Genomic DNA, 22032 nt, shown 5'->3' with positions numbered 1-22032 from the left:
ATGGAGGCGTTCATGCTCGGCGCGGCGGAGGTTCTGTCGCTGACCACGCTGGCGATGATGCTGGCCGGTGCGATTGCGGGGATCATCGCCGCCGCGATCCCCGGCTTCACGGTCACCATGGCGATCGTGCTGACCCTGCCGTTGACCTTCACCATGGACCCGTTGCAGGGGATCTCGGTGATGTTGTCGGTCTATGTGGGCGGGTATACCGGCGGGCTGATCTCGGCGGCGCTGCTGGGCATTCCGGGCACGCCGTCCTCGGTCGCGACCACCTTCGACGCCTTTCCCATGGCTCGCGGCGGGGAGCCGGGGCGCGCCCTGTCCCTGGGCGTCTGGGCGTCGTTTTTCGGCACGGTGATCTCGACCGCGGTGCTGATCGTGGCGGCCCCGCCGCTGGCGGTGTTTGCCGTGCGGCTGGGCCCGTGGGAGTATTTCTCGCTCATCGTGTTTGCCCTGACCATCGTTGCGAGCCTCGTGGGAAATTCCCTGCAAAGGGGTCTGATCGCGGCGCTGATCGGGCTGGCGATCTCGACCATCGGGGCGGATCCGATCATGGGGCGGCCCCGGTTCGACATGGGGTGGGAGCTGCTGCGCGCGGGTCTGCCGTTCCTGGTGGTGCTGATCGGGATCTTCGCGATCTCGCAGCTTGCCTCGGAGGTGGAGGACGCCAAGGCGATCAAGCGCGGCGAGAAGCTGGTGGACGGGGATATCGACTTCAAGACCTGGAGCGTGATGCGCGAGGTGCTGTCGCGTCCGGTGAACCTGGTCCGGTCGTCCATGGTGGGCGTGGCCATCGGCGCGCTGCCGGGGGCGGGCGGGTCGATCGCGAACCTGGTGGCCTATGACCAGGCCAAGCGGGCCTCGAAGACGCCCGAGGCGTTCGGGACCGGCACGCCGGACGGGATCGTCGCCTCGGAATCCGGCAATTCGGCCACCGCGGGGGGCGGGTTGATCCCGCTGATCTCGCTCGGCATTCCCGGCTCGGCGGTCGATGCGATCCTGATGGCGTCGCTGATGGTGCACGGGATCTCGGTCGGCCCGCGCCTGATCATGGACAACGCCGATCTGGTCTACGGGATGTTCATCGCCATGGCGGTGTCCAGCCTGATGATGCTGGTGGTTTGCGTGGTCTCGATGCGCGCCTTCCTGCGGGTGGCGGAAGTGCCGAAATGGGTCGTTGTGCCCGTGGTGCTGGTGTGCTGCGTCGTGGGGTCCTTTGCGCTGAACAACCGGGTGACGGACCTCTACCTGCTCGCCGCGATCGGGCTGGTGGGCTATGCGCTCAAGGCGCTGGATTATCCGCTCGCCCCGCTGGTGCTGGGCGTGATCCTGGGGCCGATTGCCGAGACGAACCTGCGCCGCGCGCTGATGACCGATGCGGACTGGACGCTGTTCCTGACCCGGCCTGTCAGCCTGATCTTCCTCGTGGCGGCGGTCCTGTCCGTGGCCTGGGCGATCCGCGGCATCCTCAAGGCCAGAAACCAAGCAGATCCCGGGAAGGACCCCGCCTGATGTCATTGCGTCACGATGCCCTTTATGCCTCTCGCCGGTCGCCGGTGCTGGCCGATAACGTGGTTTCCACCTCGCACCCGCTGGCCGCGCAGGCGGGCCTGTCCATGCTGGCGCGGGGCGGCAATGCGGTGGATGCGGCCATTGCGGCGGCGGCGGTCCTGACGGTGGTGGAGCCGACGGGCAACGGGCTGGGATCGGACGCGTTCTGCATCTTGTGGGACGGGTCGGAACTGCATGGGCTGAATGCCTCGGGCGCGGCTCCGGCGGGCTGGACGCCGGAGCGGTTCGCCGGGCTGGATGCGATCCCCTTCCGCGGCTGGGAGAGCGTGACCGTGCCGGGGGCTGTCAGCGCCTGGGCGGAGTTGGCGGGCCGGTTCGGGACGCTGGACCTGCCGACCCTGTTGGCCCCGGCAATCGGTTATGCGGAGGACGGGTTCGTCGTCACCCCGGTCATTGGCGAGCTGTGGGCGCGGGGGGCGGAGATGCTGTCGGCGCAGCCGGGCTTTGCCGCGAATTTCATGCCCGGCGGGCGCGCGCCCCGGGCCGGGGAGCGGTATCGCAACCCCGACCATGCGCGCACCCTGCAGACGATTGCCGAGAGCGGGGGCCGTGCCTTCTACGAAGGGGTTTTGGCGGAGCGGATCGCCGCGTTTGCCGCCGAACACGGCGCGGCGCTGAGCGCGGCCGACCTGGCCGCCCATCGCCCGGAGTGGTGCGGCACGATCTCGGGCGGGTTCGACGCGCAGGAGCTGCACGAGATCCCGCCCAACGGCCAGGGGATCGCGGCGATCATGGCGCTGGGGATGCTGGAGCAGACCGGTATCCGCGATCTCGGCCCGGACGACCCGCGGGCCCTGCACCTGCAGATCGAGGCGATCAAGCTCGCCTTCGCGGATCTCTATCGCTACGTGGCCGACGGGCGTTGGATGGCGCAGGTGACCGCCGCGGACCTGATCGACCGGGGCTACCTGGCCGAGCGCGGGCGCCTAATCGACCCCGAAAGGGCGCAGGAGCACGGGCCGGGCGCGCCGAAACATGGCGGCACGGTGTATCTGAGCACGGCGGATGCTTCGGGGATGATGGTGTCCTTCATCCAGTCGAATTACTCCGGCTTCGGCTCCGGCGTGGTGGTTCCGGGCACGGGCATCAGCCTGCAGAACCGGGGTGCGGGCTTCAGCCTGGAGCCGGGGCATCCGAACGAGGTCGGGCCCGGAAAGCGGCCCTTTCACACGATTATTCCCGGCTTCCTGATGCAGGATGGTGCGCCGAGGATGAGCTTCGGTGTCATGGGCGGGCCGATGCAGGCCCAGGGCCATGTGCAGATGGTGCTGCGCACCCGGCTTTGGGGTCAGGACGTGCAGACGGCGGTGGATGCGCCGCGCTGGCGTTTCGTGGCGGGTGCGGAGGTGGCCTGCGAAGAGGCCCTGCCCGCCCCCACCCGCGCCCGGCTGACCGAGATGGGGCACCGGATTTCGGTGGAGCCGCCCGACAGCGCCTTCGGCTTCGGCGGGGCGCAGTTGATCGCACGGCTGGACGGCGGGGGCTATGCCGCGGGCTCGGACCCGCGCAAGGACGGGCAAGCGGTCGGGTTCTGAGCCGGTCGAAAGAGCCCGGGCTAGTTGCGCATCAGGTCAGGCAGCCAGGTCGCGAGGCCCGGCACCGCGATGGCGAAGAGCAAAAAGGCGACGATGCCGAGGAAGAAGGGCATGTTCGCCTTCATCACCCGGATCTGGTCTATATCCGCGATCTTCCCGGCGATGATCAGGGCGATGGCCAAGGGCGGTGTCACCTGCCCGATCACAACGGCGATCACCATCAGCACGCCGAAATGCACCAGGTCGACCTCGTAGAAGATCAGCGTCGGCAGGATGATCGGCATCAGCACCGGGATCAGCGGATCGAGGATCATCCCCGCCAGGATCGCCAGCGCCAGCAGCACCAGCAGCCGGAAATACATGCTGTCGATCACGGTGGCGAAGTCGATGAACTCCACCAGGAATTCCGGGACCCGGGCGTTGGTCAGGGCCGAGCCGAGGGCGAAGGACAGCCCGACGATGATCAGCAGCTCGCCGCTGAGCTGGACCGCGTTGGCCAGCACCCGGTAGAGCCCGCGGAAATCGAGCATCCGGTGGACGACCGTGGCCAGCACAAGGGCGTAGACCACGGCGAAGGCGCCGGCCTCGGACGGGGTGAAGATGCCGACCACGAGCCCGCCGACGATGATCAGGGGCATTCCGAAGGACAGGATCGCGCGGCGCCCGGTGCGGACCACTTCCGACAGGGAGAAGGCGGCATAGGCCTCCCACCGGTTGCGCTTGGCCAGCCAGGCCACGATCAGCATCAGCAGAAAGCCCAGCAAAAGACCCGGAATCAGGCCCGCGAGGAACAGCGCGCCCAGGGACACGCCGGTCATGGCCGAGTAGAGGATCATGGGCGAGCTGGGCGGGATCATCGGGCCGATCCCCGCCGAGGAGGCCGTCAGCGCCGCCGAGAAATCCGCCGGGTAGCCGTTCTTGCGCATCTCGGGGATCACGATGGACCCGGTGCCGGCGAGATCGGCGGTGGACGAGCCGATCATGCCGCCGAAGAACATGCTGGTGACCACGTTGACATGGGCCAGCCCGCCCCGGAGCGAGCCGACCAGCGCGCGGGCGAATTCAAACAGTCGCCCGGAGATCCCCCCGGCATTCATGATCCCGCCCGCCAGCACGAAAAGCGGCAGGGCGATCAGCACGAAGCGGCTGATCCCCGACATCATCGTCTGCGGCAGGGTCAGCATCCAGGCGCCGGACATGAAGTTGCTGAAGAACACGACCGACATGATCGCGACGATCATCGGGATGCGGAAGACCAGCAGGCCGCACAGAAGCACGATGGAAAGGCCGGCGCCGAGCAGGGGGGTCATGGGGTATGTCCGTTCCGGTTGGTCGTCCGGCCGAGGAAGGCGCTGACGAAGGCGGCGGCATACGCCATGGCCACGCCCGCGGCGCCGAACACCAGGGCGGAGGTGGAGACACCCGTGGGCAGCCCGACATAGAGGGTCTTGTCCCCGCCGAAGAGCCGGACGAAGTCGAAGGAGACATAGGCCATGACCGCCAGCACCAGGCAGTTGAAGGCCAGACCGGCGCGCGCCACGACGGGGCGCAGGCGGGCGGGCATCTTTTCATAGAAGAAGTCGATCCGGATCACCGTGCCGCGGCGCACCGACAGGAACACGCCCGACATGGCAAGCCAGGGGATCGTCATCTGCACCAGCTCCTCGGCCCAGGTGAAACTGAAATTCAGCAGGTAGCGCGCCGAGGCGTTGGCAAAGACGACGCCGACGATCAACACCAGCGCCAGCACGCCGATGGCTTCCACCACGCGGTTGATCGCGCGGTCGAGGCGGCCGAGGCCTGCGTCGGGATCGGCAAGCTCCATTCTGCGGGCGGACTGGTCGAGCCTGGCCGCGAGGGCCTCTGCATCCCGGTCGGTGTCTGGTTGCGTCATGGCGTGTCCTTTTGCCAAGGCGGATGCGTTTGAAGGCGGGGCGCGGTCGGGTTCGGGGGGCGCGGTGCGGCCCGCACCCCCCGGGGCGCGGCTTACTGGGACGCGGCTTCGACGAAGCGCGCGGTGAACGCCTCGCCCGCGGTCTTGCCGATCTCGGCGCCGATGGCCTTGGCCACGTCCCGGAAGCTGGCGGCGTCGATCTCGTTGAGTTCGACATCCGGGGACCGCTCGCGGATCACGGCCTCGAGCGAGGCGTCGTTCTCGGCCCCGTAGGCACGGCTCGAGTCCACGGCCACGCGTGCGGCGGCATGGACCGCGTCGCGTTGTTCGTCGGTCAGCCCCTCATAGGTGCGCAGGTTCATCACCAGGGTAATGGGCGTGTAGACGTGGCGCGACAGGGAGATGTATTTCTGGACCTCGTCCCAGGACCATTTCGCGATGTTGCCAAAGGGGTTTTCCTGCCCGTCGATCACGCCCTGCTGCAGGGCCAGGTAGACTTCCCCGATATTCATCTTGATCGGCGAGGCGCCCAGCATCTCGAAGGACATGATCCGCGTGCTGCTGCCGGGGGTGCGGAGTTTCAGCCCCTCCAGGTCCGCCGGGGTCACGACCGGGCGCACGTTGTTGGTGATGTGCCGGAAGCCGATCTCGCCGAAGCCCAGCACCTTCAGCCCCGCGTTTTCCTGGAACGACTGGTCCAGCTCGGCGCCGATCGGACCGTCGAGCACGGCGGCGACCTGGTCGCGGCTGTTAAACAGGAAGGGGATGTCGAAGACGGCGAATTTCGGGTCGAGCTGGACCGCGTCGGAGCCGATCGGGATCACGTCGAGCTGTCCCGTGCGCACCTGTTGCATGTGCACGATCTCGTCGCCCAGGGTGCCGCTGTCGAAATACTCGATGGCGACGGCATCGCCCATCTCGGCCTGCAGGGCGTCGCGGAACGCAGCGAGGATCTGCTGGGTCGAGGCGCCGGGCGTGCTTTCGACCGACATGCGCAGCTCCAGGGTGTCCTGCGCGCTCGCCGTGCCCGCAACGAGCAGTGCGGCCGTTGCAAGACCGAGCGCGGTTCTTCTTGTCAGATGTGTCATGTGTCGTCCTCCCAAAAGTGTGGTGTGTGAACCGGTGCCGGCCTTATGGGGCCGTGTCGCCGGTCCGGTGGTGGTGCCTCATGTCGACGGTGGTGGAATCGCGGCGAGAAAATAGGATTCGTTGCCGACCCCGGTCACGGTGCCGACCACGGTGCCCGCCGCGATATCCACGACCCAGACGAGACTGCTGCGCGCGCCTTCCTTCGCCCCGCCGATGACGCAGGCATAGGGGCCGCAGACGGCGATGCCGCGGGGCCGGGGCGTGGCGCCGCCGGGGGCCTCGGGATAGAGCCGGTGCAGCTCGCAAGCTTTGCCGGCGCAGGCGGCGGCGACATCGAGGATCGAGATCGCGTTGGTGCGGAAGCACGACACGACCAGCCGGCTGCCGTTCTGTGAGAACGCGACGCCGAAGGGGCGGCTGGGCATCTCGTCGGTGGTGCCGCCCACGGGGATGCGGGCAAGCTCGGCATCGGGGCGCCTGGCGGCGGCGCGACCCACATCGATGATCGAGACCGTGCCGCCCTCGGTCGGGCGCGACATGCTCTCGCGGGACGCGACCGCCACCAGCGCCCCATCGGGGCTGAGCGCCATGCCGAAGGGGCCGGTTTCGACGGCGACCCGGTTGATCTCGGCCTCCGCCGACCCGGCGAGGGCGGCCTTGAGGTCGAGGACGGAGACATCGCTGAACCCGCCATTGCCGACGAAGACGACGCCGCCCGCACGCGGCGAGATCACGATGCCGGTGGGGTTGGGGTAGTGGCCGAAGCTCTCATGGGGGCTGTCATGGGGGCTGGGGCTTCGCGCGGGATGGTCGGGGTTCAGGGCCAGTGGCACGCGGGCGGTGACCCGGCGGGTGGCCACGTCGATCACGGTGACTTCGTCACCGCCATCCTCGCTGCCCTCGGCCTCGCCGCAATTCACCAGAAGGGCGCGGCCATCGGGGGTGAGCGCGCAGCCCACGGGGCCGGTGCGGCCGGTGGAGACGAATTCGACCACCGCGCCGAGCGTGTCGTCATGGGCGGGATCGGTGGCCGCGGCGACATCGAGCACCGTGACCAGCCCCGGATGCCCATGCTGGTAGGCGGCGGCCCCTTCGGGCGTCGCATCGCCGGAGTGGCACACGACATAGGCGTGGCGCGCGGCGACATCCACGGCCACCGCCACGGGTTGGCCGCTGGCACGCGCATCGGGTACCCCGTCGCCATCGAGATCGAGGTCCGGCGTGGCGCGCGGGCGCGACAGGATGGCATTCGGGGTGCCGTCGTTTTCGGGCAGAAGCGCCTGTGCGATGTCGACGATCGCCACATTGTCATCCCATCGTCCGCTGACGATCAGGGTGCCCTTCGGGCCGATCATCGCGATGCCCTCGCATCGGCGGGGCGGCTCAGGGGGGCGGGGCGTTGCAGTCTCACGGGCGGTATCGTCCTTCGGGTGTCTTCGGGTGGCTTCAGGCCTGGGGCGCGGGTTGGCGGCAGGCGGCGCTGCGCGCCTGCCCCCGGGTTTCGGGATCGACGCGGTGTTACATCGCGCCGGTGCCGCAGCCCATTTCGGCGGCCCGGTCCACATAGGTGAAGTCGACGAAGCCGCTGGCATCGAGCTGGTCGTCCAGCTCCCCGCCCGCGTACATCAGGTCGGCCAGCGCCTGGTAGCCGGAGACATCCAGCAGTTCGCGCGGCGCGGTGGGGAACATGTTGATCTCCATCGCCACGTCGTAGAAGGCCGAGACCGCGTCCTCGTTGGCGCCGCGCACATTGTCCATGGCGTAGGCGACGAAGTCGTCCTTGTTGGAATTGATCCAGGCGTTCACTTCGAGGTTCGCGCAGGCGATGGCCGTCACCAGGTCCTCGTTGGCGGCCAGGTAGTCGCGCGGGGCGAAGACGGCGCGCGAGGACAGGCCCGGTACCAGGTCGGCCACGTAGCCCAGAAGCTGCGCATTCGCGCCCTGTTCCCGCAGGGCGAGCCAGTTGTCGATGAACACGACCGTCGCCTGCACCTGCCCGGCCATGATCGCGGCGGCCCGCTCGCTGGACCCGCCCACGGGGACGATGGCCACGTCGACCTCGGGCTCGAGCCCGGCCTGGGTCAGCATGTAGCGAAAGAGCATGCCGTTGAAGCCGCCGGGGCCGCTGGTGGCGATGGACTGGCCCCGCAGGTCTTCGAGGGAGTCGATGCCCGGGGTCGAGACCACGGCATAGTGCATGGTGGAGATCGGCGCCGCGAAGGCCACCACGTCGACGCCGCGCGACTGACCCGCGAGGATCTCGTCCGAGCTGCGCGAGGCGATGTCGATCCGGTCCGCGACAATGGCTTCGAGCCCCGAGATATTGGGCAGCTCCACCCGGGTGACATCGGCACCCCATTCGGTGAGCATCTCGATCATCCGCAGGGTGCCGAGGTTCAGGACCTGCGCCTGCGCGGTGCCGATGGTCACCTCGGTGCCGCTCAGGTCGAACTCCTTGGCGGTGGCGCTGCCGGCCAGCAGCGCGGCGAGGCCCGCGCCGGCCAGGAGCGATCCGGTCATCTTGCTAAGGGTCATCTTGGTCTCCTCCAGAAAAGTCAGCTGTTGCTTTGGATCCCGGTTCTTGGATGCGCCGCTGGCTGCCGGGGTGTTTTGGATGGTGCGGCTGGGTCTCAGGTCGGCCCTTTCCAGACCTGAAAGCGTTTTTCGAACGTGTCGAGCGCGGTCACGATGATCGTGCCGAGCACGGCGATGACGGCGACGGCGCAGAGCATCTTGGCCGGCAGAAGCTCGGTGCTGCCCTTGGTGATCACGCCGCCGAGGCCGACGATCTGCAAGAACATCTCGCCGATGATGACGCCCACGATGGCGCGTTCCGCCCCGATCCGCAGGCCCGAGACCACGAAGGGGATCGCGCCGGGGATCAGCACATGGCGGGCCATCTGGAGTCGGGAGGCCTGGAAGGAGTGCGCGACCTCGACCAGGTCGGGGCGCGCGTGGCGGACGCCCTGGGCGGTGTTCACGCTGATCGCGATCATCGACCAGAAGAACACCAGAAACAGCCGGGCCTCGAAACCAATTCCGAACCAAACCACGATCAATGGCACGACCACCACGCGCGGGGTCGAGAAGATCGCATAAAGATAGGGCTGCAGGATATCGCCGAACCGGGGCAAGGCACCCATGGCGATCCCGAAGGGAATGCCGACGATCACCGCGAGGAAATAGCCCAGGAACAGCGCCTGCACGGTGATCTTGGTCGCGTCCAGAAGCTCGCCGCTGCGCATCAGTTCACCGAACTGCCGGGCCACTTCGGAGGGCGGCGCGAAGAGCAGGGGATTGATGCTGCGGCCTACGAGCTCCCAGGCGCCGAAGACGACCACGAGGCTCAGGAGCGGCAGCAGAACGCTGGGGCGGGAGAGGGTTTTCATCATGATCTGCGCCCCCTCATGTCCAATGCAGCCGACGCTCGACCCAGCCGATGGCCGAGACCATGGCGATGCCCAGCAGCGACAGCGGCAGGATGGAGGCGAAGACGTAATCGGTCTGGAACATCGCGCCGTAGGATTTGATCAGCCCGCCGATCCCGCCGAGGCGCAGATAGGTTTCCGCCACGGCCATGCCGACCACGCCGCGCCCGGCCGCCAGTCGCAGACCGGCCAGCAGCACCGGCAAGGCGGCGCGGATGCGGACCTTGAACAGAAGGGCGATTTCCCCCTTCACGCCGAAGGACCGCGCCACGTCGATCAGGTCGCCCGGGGAATCCCGCAGCCCCGAGGCCACGCTGAACAGGATCGGCACCACCGCCGCCAGCACGACCACGATCACCCGGCCCGGAAAGCCGAAGCCGAACCAGACCAGGACCAGCGGCACCAGCGCGATGGTGGGCGTCACGAAGAGCGCGCTGAGATACGGGTTGAGCATCCAGTAGGCGGTCCTGGAGCGCGCGATGAGTGCGCCCAGAACGAAGCCGATCACCGTTGCCACGAAGAGCCCCACGATCAGCAGGAAGATGCTCTGGCTCAGGGCCACGATCAGCTCGCCGCTGAGGATCAGATCCCACAGGGCCGCCAGGATCGCGGTCACCGGCGGCAGGACGAGCGACCTGTCGATGATCTGCGCGGTGATCTCCCAGACGACCAGAAACACCGCCACGCCGATCAGTTGATCGCGCCGGACCTGCTTGCGGGTGCGGGCCTTCACGACATTTCCTCCGCGCGCTGCTCGACCAGGTCGTTGCGCAGCTCGTGCCAGAGATGGCCGCGCACCTTGATGAAACTCGCGTGCCCCCGCACGTCGTAGTCGAAGCGTGGGCGGGGCAGGTCGACATCGATGACCTCGCGCACCCGGCCCGGGCCGCGCGACATCAAGAGTACGCGGTCGGCCAGCAGCACCGCCTCGTCCAGGTCGTGGGTGATGAAGACGACCGTCTTCTGTTCCCGCTGGCAGATGCGCATCAGCTCTTCCTGCATCAGTTCGCGGGTCTGGGCGTCGATGGCGCCAAAGGGTTCATCCATCAGCAGAATATCCGCCCCGGTGGAGAGCGCGCGAGCGAGTCCCACCCGCTGCTGCATCCCGCCCGAGAGCTGGTGCGGATAGGCGTCGACGAACTTGCCCAGCCCCACCTGCTCGATATGTTTCATGGCGATCTCGCGCGCCTCGGCCGGGGCGAAGTTGCGCACCGTGAGCGGGAAGGTGACATTGTCGATCACCGTTTTCCACGGGAACAGGCCGAAGGTCTGGAACACCATGGCGCGGCTGATGTCCGGCTCATGGACCGGTTTGCCCTCGACCACCACATCCCCTTCGTCATGGGAGATGAGCGAGGCGATGATCTTCAAGAGGGTGGTCTTGCCGCAGCCCGACGGCCCGATGATGGTCAGGAACTCGCCCTGCCGAATGGTCAGGTCGATCCCGTCCAGCGCCAGCACTTTCTGGGCGTCGCGATCCTCCGACAGGGTGAAGGTCTTGCGGATCCCGCGCAACTCGATGGCGGGCACGTCCAGCAACGCGTCTTTCATATGTCCTCACTCCCTGTGTGGCCTGCGCTTCGGTGGCGCGGTGCCAATCTGTTTTCCGGCGCGGCCCTCGCGGTCCCCGCCAGGGCGTCAGATGCCCTCGAACAGGCGCGACGACACCGATTGCAGATGCGCGCGCATGGCCTGGAACGCGGCATCCGCGTCATGGGCGGCGAGGGCGGCGCAGATCGCGTCATGCTCGGCAAAGCTGGAATGGTCGCGCGGCGGCCGGGCATTGGACCGCGTGACCGCGCCCCAGGCCACCTCGCGCCGCACCCGGTTCAGGCTGTCGAACAGGGCCAGCAGCAGGGCGTTGTCGGCGGCTTCGGCCACGGCCCGGTGGAACTGGTCATCCTGGCGCTCGTATTCCGACCAGCTTGCCGCGGCGCGCGCCCGCTTGGCCGCCGCGTCGATCCTGGCCACCTGTTCGCGCGAGGCATAGACCGCCGCTTCCCGCGCGATGGCGGGCTCGACGCAGATCCGCGCGCGCATCATGCGGTAGGGGCTGAGCTGGTTGCCGATGCCGGCGAAGGCGTCCTCGGTCACGGCATCGGTCGCGCCGTAGGAGACGAAGGTGCCCTTGCCGACATGGCGCCAGATGACCCCGTCGCGTTCGAGGAAATCGAGCGCCCGGCGCAGGCCGGCGCGGGTGATGCCCATCATTTCGATCAGTTGGCGCTCGGGCGGGATCCTGTCGCCGGGCGCGTAGCCGCCCTCGGCGATGAGGGCCCGCAGGCGTTCCGCACATTCGTCGCGTTCCGGTTGGTCGGTGCGTGTCAGCAAGAAAACGTATCCCCCCAGTCGTCTTCTTGGAACAATCAATAACAGATTGATCGGGGAGAGTCACTATTTTTTAAATTGGTTGCAATTGATCTGAATTATGGCCTCCTGCCCTGCCCGGGACGAGCCGCGGGGCTCGCCGCGGCCGATCCGTCCCCGGGCGGAACCTTCGCCGGGCCGGGGCGTTGGACCGGGTGAAGGCATGCGCATCCGCCATGCCCGCAAAAGTGACCCTCAATCGAAGGAGACGCATCATGGACAGCGACCGCATCGAAGGCAAATGGACCGAACTGAAGGGCAAGCTGCGTGAGCAGTATGGCGATCTGACCGATGACGAGATCGAGGAAGCTCGCGGCAACCGCGAGCAGCTCGAAGGCAAGTTGCAGCAGAAATACGGCAAGACCAAGGACGAGGCCCGCAAGGAAGTGGACCGGATGCTCGACAGTATCTGACCTGCGCCCCGGCTCCTTGGCCGCCGCACCGGACAGGCCCGCCGCGGACCCCCGCGCGCGGGCCTTTTTGCGCGCCGGGGCGCGGGGGTTTCGGAACCATCCCCCGGCCCGCGCGTTGAGCGGGTAACGGAAACTTCAAGGAAGGGAGCAGACCATGTCCGACGTGACACATCATCATATCCCGCAACCCGGTGACGAGAAGGGCGCGGGCAATGGGCGCGACAGAACGGTGCAGGCCGTGCAGGAGGCCGCGGAAACCGCCCGTGACACCCTGCGCGAGACCGGCGAGAGCCTGTCGGCCGCGTCGCGCGATCTGGCCCAGGCCGGTGCGCAGCAGATCGAGACCGCCCATGACACCGGCACCAAGTTCGTGAAGGACAACCCGACCCTCGCCCTCGGGGCCGCTTTGGGTGTCGGTGTTCTTCTGGGGATGGCGCTGCGCACCCGCAGCTAGGCACGACACCTTTCGCGGCCGGGTTCCGCCCCGGTCGCCCGACCAACGCAACGCCGCGCTCGGAGCGCGGCGTTTTCATGTGCCGTTCCGAATTGCGGGTCGAAAACAGGCTCTATTCCGCGGCGTTCCGGCCCTTCATCACCTGCACCGGCAGGGCGTCGCCCTGCAAGGTCAGCGTGCGATAGGGGAAGGGGATCTCGATGCCCGCGGCATCCAGCGCGCCCTTGACCGCGGCCACGACCTGGTCCCGGCTGGCGCGGATATCCACCGGGGCGGAGCCGGTCCACCAGGTGATCTCGAAATCGATGGATGACGCGCCGAAGGCCATGGCAAAGACCTGGATGTCGCGCACATCGTTGCGCACCATGTCCACCTCGCGCACCGCGTCCTCGATCACCTTGCGGGCGGCATCGACGTCTTCGCCATAAGCGACGCCGCAGACGATCCGCGCCCGGCGAAACTCCTGATCCGTACGCACGGTCACCGGGTTGTGGAACAGCATGGCGTTCGGCACGACCACGAGCTGCCCGTCGGTCTGGCGGATATGGGTGTCGCGGATGGTGATCTGTTCCACCTGCCCTTCGGCGCCTTCGCAATCCACGTGATCCCCGATGGTGAAGGGCTCGCGCAGCAGGATGAGGATGCCGGCGAGGAAGTTCTCCAGCGTGTCCTTGAAGGCGAACCCGATCGCGACCGAGCCCAGGCCCAGCGTGGTGAGCGCGCGGCCCGGGGTGATCGACGGAAAGACGATGGTGAGCGCCAGCAACAGCCCGGCCAGCCACAGACCCGTATTGGCCAGCATCCCCAGCACGTCGCGCAGGTTGCGGCGCAGACCGGCCCGGCGGCCGAGGCTCTGGATCAGGCGCCGCACAGCCCAGACCACGAGGGCGGTGACAAGGATTACCGCCAGCGCGAGCGTGAGGCGCGGCAGGGCGGCGATCAGCCCCTCGGCCCAGCCCGAGAGCTGCGCCACCAGATGTGCGGTGATGTTCTGCGGAAAGATCTCTTCAACGGTGTCCATCCGCGCCCAACGCGCGAGCCGCCCAAGGGTTCCCGCGCCCCGGACCCGGGCCGGGAGGGGAACCAACAGGGCCCCGGGGCGTTACTCCGGCATCAACACATACGGGAGTTTTATGTTATGGAATATGGTATCATCGGCCTGATCGTCCTGATCGCGAACATCTATGCCCTGGTCAAAACCTGGACCAGCGCGGCATCGACCGGCGCGAAACTGCTCTGGACGCTTCTGATCCTCGTCCTGCCGGTCATCGGCTTCATCATCTGGTTTTTCGCAGGGCCCCGGGGGGCTGCGGGCCGCACGGCCTGACCCGTTCCCGAGACAAGGCTTTTTGCCTGCAAGTGACCCGCGCGGCGCCATTCCCGGCGCCGCGTTTTTTCATGTCGCGGCGGCGCGGCGCGCAGGCCCTCGGCCCGAATGGGGGGGAACGAAACCGGCTCTGCGGCGTTGCCTTGCCGAGATCATGCACGGGAGAGACCGATGACAGAGACGCAAACCTCCGCCCTGCGCCAGGAGCTGGACAGCGCCGCCGCAGATGCCACCGAAACCGCCCGCCGGGCCGCGCGCGACACGGGCGAGACCGTCAAGGACCGCGCCCGGTCCGAGGTTGAGACCGCCGCCGATGCCGCCAGTGCCGCCGGGGAGAGATTCGATCCCGACAGTCTGCAGGCGGAGGCGGCGCAGCAGATCGCGCGCGGCCTCGATCAGCTGGCGGTGCAGTTGCGCGACACCGACCTGAGCGGCGCGGCGCGCTCCGCCACCCGGTTCGCGCGGGAGAACCCGGCCGTCACCCTGGGCGGTGCGGCGCTGCTCGGCTTTGCGGTGGCGCGGTTCCTCAAGGCGTCCGCCGATCCCGAAACGGCGGCCGCGGACGCCCCGCGCGAGGCCGGTTCCGACCCCTGGACCGGGCATGTGACCGGCCCCGATGCCGAGACGCCCGCCTCGGACCCTTCCCGGGTCCACACCCGGGCCTATGGAGGCGCGCGCCATGGATAATCCCGACCGCCATGATCCCGCGCCACAGGATGCGCCTGCCCTTCTGTCGGAGTTGATGCAGCATCTCCGCGGCCTGGTGGAGGCCGAAATTGCCCTCGCCCGGGCCGAGATCCGCCGCAAGCTGTCCGATGCGGGGACCGGCGTGACTCTGGTGCTCTGCGCCATCCCCCTGGCCCTTGTCGGGCTCGGGCTGATACTGACGGCCCTCGTCGGGGCGCTTCTGGCACTCGGCTGGCCGCTTTGGCTGGCGGCGCTGGTGCCCGGGGCGGTGTGCCTGGTGCTCGCGGCCCTTCTCGCGCTGGTTGGGAAATCCCGCCTCTCGGTCGCGGCGCTCACACCGCAAAAGATCCTGAGCCATGTCCGCAAGGACCTCCAGATGTTGAAGGAGACGACCCATGCCTGACCGCACCGATGCCATCGAACGCGATATCCAGACCCACCGCGGCCTGCTGGCCGAGGCCGTGAGCCAACTGGCCGGAGCCCTGTCGCCCGAACGTGTTTCCGAGGCCGTGGGCCGTGACCTGCAGGCCCGGGGCGGCGTGGTGGCCGAGGCCGCCATGGAGCGCGCGAAGGCCAATCCGCTGGCGCTCCTGCTGGTGGGGGCGGGTGTGGCCGCGATGGTGGCCGGGCCCAGCAAGCCCGCCGCGCGCCCGGTCTATGATGACGGACGCCAGAGCCGCGCATCGGTGGCCGGGGCCCGCGATCCGTTGTCCGGCGAGTTCGACCGCCGGGTCGCCGCCGCGACCGAGGGTCGGCCCCGCCCGGATGCCTCGGCCCTGCGCAAGGCGCTGAATTCCGGTCTTGCCCACCTGCCGGAGCCTGCGCGCCGCCGGGTGGTCGAGGCCCGCAAGGCCGCCATCGCCGCCCAGGAGGAGGTGGAGCGCCGCGGCGCCGCCGCCGCCCGCGAAGCGCGTCGCCTGCACCGCCGCCAGCCCTGGTCCACCGCGGCGCTGGCCTTCGGGCTGGGGGCGCTGGCGGGCACGGCCCTGCCCCGGACCGAGATCGAGGACGATGCCATGGGCGCGCAGCGCGACGCCCTGCTGCAGGAGGCGGAGTTTGCCCTGCGCGACGAGCTGGCCCGGATGTCCGAGACCGGTCAGGCCGCACTCCATGAGGGGCTCGACGCGGTGACGGAGCGGATCTCGCGTCACTGACCGGCCCGACCGCCCGCGCCCCCCGGTGCGGGCGGTTTTGCGTCCGCGCGTCCCTGCGGCGCGCGCTTGCACACCCCCCAGCGGGCGCTAACTTCCCTGCATGATCGAAGACCAGACCAGGGAGAGACCACCCATGCCCGATGGCAGCACCCCCAACTCGCGCCGCAGCGTCGTCGTGTCGGAATTCACCAATTCCGTGCTCGACCCCGAGGCCCCCATGCTCGGCCCGATCGAGAATGGCGGCACGATCATCGCCAACACTGCGCCCGGCTGCTGGGGTCCGATGATCACCCCGCGCCTGCGCGGCGGGCACGAGGTCACCACACCGGTCCATGTCCAGGGCGCCGAGGTGGGCGACGGGGTCGCGATCCGCATCCGCGACATCACCGTCACCTCCCTCGCCACGGCGTCGGGCCATGACAGCTCGCCCGAGGGGTTCTGCCTGGGCGATCCTTACGTCGCCGCGCGCTGCCCGGTCTGCGACACGGTCTGGCCTGAAACCCATGTGGAGGGCATTGGCCAGGACGCGGTGAAATGCGACAGCTGCGGCAATGCGGTCACCCCGTTCGAGATCGTGCATGGCTACACCGTCACCTTCGACGAGACCCGCAGCGTGGGCCTGACCCTGCCGCAGGAGGCCGCGGAGACCCTGGCGCGGGACGCCGACCACTACGCCGCCCTGCCCGATGCGAGCCGCCAGCATTCGATCCTGACCTATGCGCCGTCGGACATGCCCGGCACGTTGGTGCGGATGCGGCCCTTCATGGGTCAACTCGGCACCTGTCCCTCCATGGCCATGCCCGACAGCCACAATGCCGGCGATTTCGGCGCCTTCCTGGTGGGCGCGCCCCATGACTATGCCATCACCGCCGAGCAGCTGGCCGAGCACAAGACCGACGGGCACATGGATATCGACGCCGTGCGCGCGGGTGCGATCATCGTCTGCCCGGTCAAGGTGCCGGGCGCCGGCGTCTATATGGGCGACATGCATGCGGGTCAGGGCGATGGCGAGATCGCCGGTCATACCATGGATGTGTCGGGCAGTGTGACCCTGCAGGTCGAGGTGGTGAAGAACTATCCCATCGACGGCCCCGTGCTGTTCCCGCTGGAAGAGGATCTGCCGCCGCTGGCCAGGCCCTTCACCGAGGCCGAGAAGGCCAAGGGGGACCGGTTGGCTGCGAAATGGGGGGTGAAAGAAATCGAGCCCCTCGCGCCGATTTCGGTCATCGGAACGGCGGCGAACCTGAACGATGCCATCGAAAACGGTCTCGCCCGGGCCGCGACCCTGCTGGACATGACCGTGGCCGAGGTGCGCAACCGCGCCACGATCAACGGCGCGATCGAGATCGGCCGCGCCCCCGGCGTGATCCAGGTGACCTTCCTCGCGCCCCTGTCGAAGCTCGATGCCGTGGGCCTGGGCGAATGCGCGCGGGAGCAATACGGGCTCTGACCGGGTGAAGATGGGGCCGGGGCGTTTGCGCGCCCGGCCCTGACTGCCCGTTGAGGCGGCTCTTTTACAGGGGTTTTCGCCCCGGTTCCTCTTACGCCTCGCGGATGATGCTGTCCTCGGGGACGCCGCGCGCGGTCAGCATCGCGACCACATCCTCCTCCATCGGGGGCGGGCCGCAGACATAGAAGCGTTGGTCCCAGTCGTCGATCTCGGCCTCCAGCATCTCGCCGGTGATTCGCCGGTAGGCGAACCCGGCCCCGTCTTCGGACACGGCATAGACGGTTTTCAGCCCCTTCAGACTGTCCCAGAGCGGGCGGAAAATAATGTCGCGCGGACCGCCATTGGCGAAGATCAGGGTGGCGCCGTCGAGTTGCCCGGCCCGGGCGCGGGCCTTGAGAATGCCCAGAAACGGCGTGATGCCCGCGCCGCCCGCGATGAACACCCCCGGCCCCTTGTCGGAAATGGCCCCCCAGGGGTCGCCGATCAGCGCCCCGTCGCCCGGTGTCGCGGACCACAGCGCGTCGGTGACGCCTTCGCGGTCGGCATAGGTCTTGATGGTGAAGCACAGCACATCGGCCTCGGGGTCGCCGGTGAAGGTGAAGGGCCGCGTCGCGTCGCGCCAGCCGTACCGGTCCAGTGCGAAATCCGTCGCCTGGCCCGGGGTGAACCCGTAGCCCTCGGGCCTGGTGAAGACGTAATGGCGCGTGTCCGGTGTCAGCTCCACGGTTTCCAGAAGCGTGATCTTGTGGGTCATGTCGGTCCTTTCCAATACTCTGCAAAGGAGAACGGCCCGCCGTCCCCGAAGTTCCGAAGATCGTCCAGGGCGCGCGGAACGAAGCCGCCCGTGCGCGCGTTGGTCCTGCGCCCCGGAGCGCGGGTCACCCCGACGCGCGCCCGGCCCAGCGGAGGACCGCCCGATGATCGACCTTCTCCTGAGCCAGCGCGCCGCGCGCGTGATGCTGGCGCTTCTGGCGGCGATCGCATTGGTTGCCGCCTTGCATCTGGCGCAACACATCCTGGCGCCCACGGTGTTCGCGCTGGTGCTGGGGATCGTGATCTCGCCCGTGGCCGACCGGCTGTACGGGCTCGGCGTGCCGCGGCTGGCGGTGGCGGTGCTGCTGCTGGTCGCGACGCTGGCGCTGATCGGGCTGGCGCTGTTGCTGGTGGAGCCGCTGTTTTCCCTGCTGATCGACGAGTTGCCCCGGATCAAGGTGGCGGTGGCGGGCTGGATCGAGACCGCCTCGGGCCTGTTGCGGGGGATCGAGACCATCAGCGCCGAGATCGAGAACAGCGTCGGGGCCCAAGCCGCGCAGCCGCAGACCGCCGTGCCCTCGGTGCGCGATGCGCTCTGGCTGGCGCCGGGGTTCGCGGCACAGGTGTTCATCTTCGTCGGGGTGCTGTTCTTCTTCGTGCTGACCCGGAGCGAGCTTTACGCCGGCACCGGCCCGATGGAGCAGCGGTTTCGCCGCGCGGATCGTGCGGTGGCCCGGTATTTCGCCGCCGTCACCCTGGTCAATATCGGGCTCGGCGTGGTCACGGCGATGGTGCTGACGGCGGCGGGGGTGAACTACGCCGTCCTGTGGGGGCTTGCGGCGGCCTTGTTGAATTTCATTCTCTATCTCGGGCCGATGATGATCATCGCCGGGCTGACCATCGCGGGGCTGGTGCAGTTTTCCGGGGCGCAGGCCTTCCTGCCACCTTTCCTGTTCCTGTTGCTGAACCTGACGGAGGCGAATTTCGTCACACCCCTGGTGGTGGGCAAACGGCTGGCGATGAACCCGCTTCTGATCTTCACGGCGATCGTTTTCGGGCTGTGGCTCTGGGGGCCGGTGGGGGCGATCGTGGCATTGCCGGTGCTGCTCTGGGCCGGGGTGGTGATGCGGCCGAGCCTGGCGATGCGCGGGCCAGGAGCGGCCCCTTACGTGCATGTGGGCTGAGAAAACAGGCTCTGCATATGGGGTTTCGCCAGCCCCGGGCGCGCGCGCCGGGGCTGGCCGGGGTCAGCTGCCCGGCGTGTCGCGCACGAAGGAATTGCCCCGTTGCGCCATCGCGGTGAAGGTCATGGCAGTGACTTTCCAGCCTGCTTCGCTGCGCTCGAACACATGGGTGTAGCTCCCCCAGACCTCCCACAGGGGATCGCCGCCATTTTCCGGCGCGGCGCCCCGGTCCATCCGGTTCCAGGCATAGCCATGGGACTGCATCACCGCGCGGTCGGCGCCGTCAAAACCGATCCGGTGATTGCCGCGCAGGTGGAAGGAGGTCTTCTCGTCGGTCAGGTTCCCGGCCCAGCCCGCGATGAGCGCATCGGCGGGGATCGTGGCCGGGTCGCCACCGATCAGCGAGGTGAAATCGACCATGATCTCATCGGCGAAGAAGCTGCGCGCGACCGGCCAGTCCTTGGCATCCACCGCGGCGTCGATGGCATCCGCGATGCGGATCATTTCGGCCCGGTCGACCAGGGTCTCGGCGGTGACGGGCGTGCCGCCGAGGCTGGCGCTGGCCGATACGGGCGCGGCGAGCGGCAGGGCGAGGGCGGCGGAAAGAAGAAGGGCTTTCATGGCATTTCCTTTCGGCTGAGGGGTGTGGCAGGATCGCGCACGACCGGGCCGAGCGCGCAAGGCAGGGCGATCAGATGTTGCCGTCGGGCGCGGCGGCGAAATGGGCGGCCACGGTGTCGGCGGCGTGGCGCACCGCCTCGGGGGTGTCGTAGAAGTCGAACTGGGTGACCCCGTCGAACATCCGCAGGGTGGCCTGCCCGGCATAGCCGTCGAGGAAGGCCCGCACCCCCTGGGGGATCGCGGCGGCCTCGGAATGGACGATCGCCAGGGGCTGGGTCAGCCGGGCGCCGTTATCGGCCGGATGGTAGGTCAGCCAGCCTTCCCAGCCCGCGTTGTTCCAGCGGTTGTCATAGGCGGGGATCGCGCCGCGATCCGGCTCGAAGTAATACCCGCCGATGGGCATCAGCACGCCTTCGGCGCCCTCGGGTCCGGCGGCGGGGATGATCTCGCCGCCCGCAGCCTCGGCCCGGCGGGAGACGGCGATCAGGCCCGCGACGCCCTCGGGGCCGCCATAGACCGCCTCGACGATCTCGGCGTTCTGCAGCCAGGGGGCGACGAGGCCCAGATGCTGCACCCGGTCATTGCCCGCCGCCGCATCGATCATGTACCCGGCGGAAGCGCAGATCGCCAAGCCGTTGATCCGGGTCGGGTCGATCTCGGGCAGGGTGGCGACGAAGTCGAACGCCGCGCGGATGTCGGCGGTCTTGGCCGCCGGGCTTTCGACGTAGCGCACGGCCCCGGGCAGGTCGCCGGACTTGCCCCAGCCGCGGAAGTCGAAGGTGACGGCGGCAAAGCCGCGCGCGACCATCTCGGCGGCATAGACGCTGGGCATCTGTTCCTCGACCGAGGTCCAGGCGCCGGTGACGACCACCACGGGCAGGGCGCGACCGTCATGGTCCTCGGGCAGATGGAGGGTGCCGGTGAGGGTCGCGCCCGCGTTCTCGAAGCTGATGGTGCGGGTCTCCGCCTGGGCCATCACGGCGGTGGAGGCCAGCAGGGCCGCGGCGGTGGTGAGGGCGAAGGTCTTCATGGTGTCTCTCCTGTGTGCGTCATGGGCGCCAGACCCGATGACAGGAGAGATACCGCGCCCCGTCGCCCCGGGATTGCACCGGGCTGCGCGGTTCTTGAACGAGGCTGCTTTTGCCCGCGCCGCGCGGGACCGGGCGCTCAGGCCGACAGGGCGGCGCGGTGCGCGCGGGGGGTTCGGCCCGTGACCTGCTTGAAGCTGCGCGAGAAATGCGCCTGGTCGGCAAAGCCGCAGGCCAGCGCGATATCGCCCAGGGGGCGCAGGGGATCGGCCATCATCTTCATCGCCTGCTCGATCCGGTAGGCCATGACATACTGCATGGGCGTGGTGCCCAGTGTTTCCTTGAAGACCCGGCTGAAATGGGAGGGCGACATGCCCGCCTCCCGCGACAGATGCTCGACCGTGATCGTGCGGTCGAGATGGGCGCGGATATGGGTGAGCACCCGGTTGTAATGCTGCGCCGTGAAGCGCGCCGAGAGGTCCGCATCCTCGACCCGGCGCTGCCCGTAGCGTTGCAGCAGCTTGACCAGCAGCACCCGGGAGAGTGCCTCGAACATCACGCCGGAGGTCAGGCTGTCATCCTCCAGCGCGTCGCGCAGCATGACCCCGGCGGCGCAGAGATCGGGGTCGGAGAAGAGCGGCAGGTCGCGGAATTGCTGCGGGTCGAGCAGCAGGCCGAGCTCGGACTGGGCGAAGCGGCCGACCATCTCGGGGTCGAGCGTCACCACGATCACGTCCGACGTCGCGAACCAGCGCCAGCCCGACCGCATCCCCGCCGGGGTGACCACGATCTCGTGCTTGTGGAAGGTGAAATCATGCAGCACCCCGTCGCGCCGGTTCTGCACCCGGTGCGGTGCATCCTGCAGGTTCAGAAGCACGTGGTGCTCGGCGAAGACATCTTCGGGCATCTCGTCCGGGGCGGCCTGGAAATAGCGCACGGACATCAGCGCCGCGGCGGAGATATGGGTCTGCGCCTCGCTGTTGAGCAAGGGCAGGGACGGATAGATGTCCTGGTATCGGCGCGGCATGAGACCCTCCTGTTGCCGACAGACATAGCTGCGCCCGGCGCGCCGGAAA

General features: G+C 68.5%; 24 protein-coding genes. 10 read left to right on the top strand and 14 right to left on the bottom strand.

Features of this window, described 5'->3' with window-relative positions; genetic code table 11:
• Both DSHI_RS21050 and DSHI_RS21045 read left to right on the top strand, forming a co-directional pair.
• Positions 1-1512: a tripartite tricarboxylate transporter permease gene (locus DSHI_RS21050; RefSeq protein ID WP_012187472.1), complete on the top strand. Its 1512-nt coding sequence runs from the start codon at positions 1-3 to the stop codon at positions 1510-1512.
• Positions 1512-3107 carry a gamma-glutamyltransferase family protein gene (locus DSHI_RS21045; RefSeq protein ID WP_012187471.1) on the top strand — a complete coding sequence of 532 codons (1596 nt, stop codon included), beginning with the start codon at positions 1512-1514 and terminating at the stop codon, positions 3105-3107. The genes DSHI_RS21050 and DSHI_RS21045 overlap by 1 nt, the downstream gene beginning before the upstream one ends.
• 20 nt (positions 3108-3127) lie before the next feature.
• Here DSHI_RS21045 and DSHI_RS21040 read toward each other — a convergent pair whose 3' ends face one another.
• The 9 genes from DSHI_RS21040 to DSHI_RS21000 form a co-directional block, all read right to left on the bottom strand.
• Complete coding sequence (locus DSHI_RS21040; RefSeq protein WP_012187470.1) at positions 3128-4417, bottom strand: TRAP transporter large permease; 1290 nt, start codon at positions 4415-4417, stop codon at positions 3128-3130.
• A complete protein-coding gene (locus DSHI_RS21035; RefSeq protein ID WP_012187469.1) occupies positions 4414-5001 on the bottom strand; it encodes a TRAP transporter small permease in 588 nt (195 codons plus the stop codon). Before DSHI_RS21035 ends, DSHI_RS21040 begins: the two co-directional genes overlap by 4 nt.
• Before the next feature lie 92 nt (positions 5002-5093).
• Positions 5094-6089, bottom strand: a complete 996-nt coding sequence (locus tag DSHI_RS21030) for a TRAP transporter substrate-binding protein (protein ID WP_012187468.1) — start codon at positions 6087-6089, stop codon at positions 5094-5096.
• A 78-nt stretch (positions 6090-6167) separates the two neighbouring features.
• The gene (locus DSHI_RS21025) at positions 6168-7445 is read right to left on the bottom strand and encodes a YncE family protein (protein ID WP_012187467.1); all 1278 of its coding nucleotides are present in this window, start codon (positions 7443-7445) and stop codon (positions 6168-6170) included.
• Positions 7446-7608: 163 nt separating this feature from the next.
• Positions 7609-8625 carry an ABC transporter substrate-binding protein gene (locus tag DSHI_RS21020; RefSeq protein ID WP_012187466.1) on the bottom strand — a complete coding sequence of 339 codons (1017 nt, stop codon included), beginning with the start codon at positions 8623-8625 and terminating at the stop codon, positions 7609-7611.
• Positions 8626-8720: 95 nt separating this feature from the next.
• Positions 8721-9482: an ABC transporter permease gene (locus DSHI_RS21575; protein WP_012187465.1), complete on the bottom strand. Its 762-nt coding sequence runs from the start codon at positions 9480-9482 to the stop codon at positions 8721-8723.
• A gap of 13 nt (positions 9483-9495) precedes the next feature.
• Entirely contained in the window at positions 9496-10251 is a 756-nt protein-coding gene (locus DSHI_RS21010) for an ABC transporter permease (RefSeq protein WP_012187464.1), read from the bottom strand.
• Complete coding sequence (locus DSHI_RS21005) at positions 10248-11069, bottom strand: ABC transporter ATP-binding protein (RefSeq protein ID WP_012187463.1); 822 nt, start codon at positions 11067-11069, stop codon at positions 10248-10250. Before DSHI_RS21005 ends, DSHI_RS21010 begins: the two co-directional genes overlap by 4 nt.
• Before the next feature lie 87 nt (positions 11070-11156).
• Positions 11157-11849 (bottom strand): FadR/GntR family transcriptional regulator, encoded by a 693-nt coding sequence (locus DSHI_RS21000; protein ID WP_012187462.1) that lies wholly within the window; start codon positions 11847-11849, stop codon positions 11157-11159.
• 251 nt (positions 11850-12100) lie between these two features.
• Between DSHI_RS21000 and DSHI_RS20995 the strand changes: the two genes are divergently transcribed.
• Entirely contained in the window at positions 12101-12298 is a 198-nt protein-coding gene (locus tag DSHI_RS20995) for a CsbD family protein (RefSeq protein WP_012187461.1), read from the top strand.
• Positions 12299-12452: 154 nt separating this feature from the next.
• A complete protein-coding gene (locus DSHI_RS20990) occupies positions 12453-12752 on the top strand; it encodes a DUF883 family protein (RefSeq protein WP_012187460.1) in 300 nt (99 codons plus the stop codon).
• Between the two features lie 112 nt (positions 12753-12864).
• Here DSHI_RS20990 and DSHI_RS20985 read toward each other — a convergent pair whose 3' ends face one another.
• Positions 12865-13773: a mechanosensitive ion channel family protein gene (locus tag DSHI_RS20985; protein ID WP_050757934.1), complete on the bottom strand. Its 909-nt coding sequence runs from the start codon at positions 13771-13773 to the stop codon at positions 12865-12867.
• 117 nt (positions 13774-13890) lie between these two features.
• Here DSHI_RS20985 and DSHI_RS20980 point away from each other — a divergent pair, with 117 nt between their 5' ends.
• The 5 genes from DSHI_RS20980 (at position 13891) to DSHI_RS20960 (ending at position 17370) form a co-directional block, all read left to right on the top strand.
• The gene (locus DSHI_RS20980; protein WP_012187458.1) at positions 13891-14079 is read left to right on the top strand and encodes a PLDc N-terminal domain-containing protein; all 189 of its coding nucleotides are present in this window, start codon (positions 13891-13893) and stop codon (positions 14077-14079) included.
• Between the two features lie 171 nt (positions 14080-14250).
• Positions 14251-14766, top strand: coding sequence for a hypothetical protein (locus DSHI_RS21570; protein WP_012187457.1), 516 nt, complete (start codon positions 14251-14253; stop codon positions 14764-14766).
• Positions 14759-15169 (top strand): phage holin family protein, encoded by a 411-nt coding sequence (locus DSHI_RS20970; RefSeq protein WP_012187456.1) that lies wholly within the window; start codon positions 14759-14761, stop codon positions 15167-15169. Before DSHI_RS21570 ends, DSHI_RS20970 begins: the two co-directional genes overlap by 8 nt.
• A complete protein-coding gene (locus DSHI_RS20965; RefSeq protein ID WP_012187455.1) occupies positions 15162-15920 on the top strand; it encodes a DUF3618 domain-containing protein in 759 nt (252 codons plus the stop codon). The genes DSHI_RS20970 and DSHI_RS20965 overlap by 8 nt, the downstream gene beginning before the upstream one ends.
• Before the next feature lie 133 nt (positions 15921-16053).
• Positions 16054-17370 carry an acetamidase/formamidase family protein gene (locus DSHI_RS20960; protein ID WP_012187454.1) on the top strand — a complete coding sequence of 439 codons (1317 nt, stop codon included), beginning with the start codon at positions 16054-16056 and terminating at the stop codon, positions 17368-17370.
• A gap of 91 nt (positions 17371-17461) precedes the next feature.
• Here DSHI_RS20960 and DSHI_RS20955 read toward each other — a convergent pair whose 3' ends face one another.
• Positions 17462-18124 carry a ferredoxin reductase domain-containing protein gene (locus DSHI_RS20955; RefSeq protein ID WP_012187453.1) on the bottom strand — a complete coding sequence of 221 codons (663 nt, stop codon included), beginning with the start codon at positions 18122-18124 and terminating at the stop codon, positions 17462-17464.
• Between the two features lie 163 nt (positions 18125-18287).
• Here DSHI_RS20955 and DSHI_RS20950 point away from each other — a divergent pair, with 163 nt between their 5' ends.
• Positions 18288-19307, top strand: coding sequence for an AI-2E family transporter (locus DSHI_RS20950; protein ID WP_012187452.1), 1020 nt, complete (start codon positions 18288-18290; stop codon positions 19305-19307).
• 63 nt (positions 19308-19370) lie between these two features.
• Here DSHI_RS20950 and DSHI_RS20945 read toward each other — a convergent pair whose 3' ends face one another.
• From DSHI_RS20945 to DSHI_RS20935, 3 genes are all read right to left on the bottom strand, one after another.
• Complete coding sequence (locus tag DSHI_RS20945; RefSeq protein ID WP_012187451.1) at positions 19371-19928, bottom strand: nuclear transport factor 2 family protein; 558 nt, start codon at positions 19926-19928, stop codon at positions 19371-19373.
• A gap of 70 nt (positions 19929-19998) precedes the next feature.
• Positions 19999-20958 (bottom strand): alpha/beta hydrolase, encoded by a 960-nt coding sequence (locus DSHI_RS20940; RefSeq protein ID WP_012187450.1) that lies wholly within the window; start codon positions 20956-20958, stop codon positions 19999-20001.
• 137 nt (positions 20959-21095) lie between these two features.
• The gene (locus tag DSHI_RS20935; protein WP_012187449.1) at positions 21096-21983 is read right to left on the bottom strand and encodes a helix-turn-helix transcriptional regulator; all 888 of its coding nucleotides are present in this window, start codon (positions 21981-21983) and stop codon (positions 21096-21098) included.
• Positions 21984-22032 lie beyond the last annotated feature (49 nt).

The sequence above is a fragment of the Dinoroseobacter shibae DFL 12 = DSM 16493 genome (genome assembly GCF_000018145.1).
GTDB classification, from domain to species: Bacteria; Pseudomonadota; Alphaproteobacteria; order Rhodobacterales; family Rhodobacteraceae; genus Dinoroseobacter; species Dinoroseobacter shibae.
Note: the sequence above shows the minus strand (reverse complement) of the source record. Positions and strands in the feature narration are given on the sequence as shown.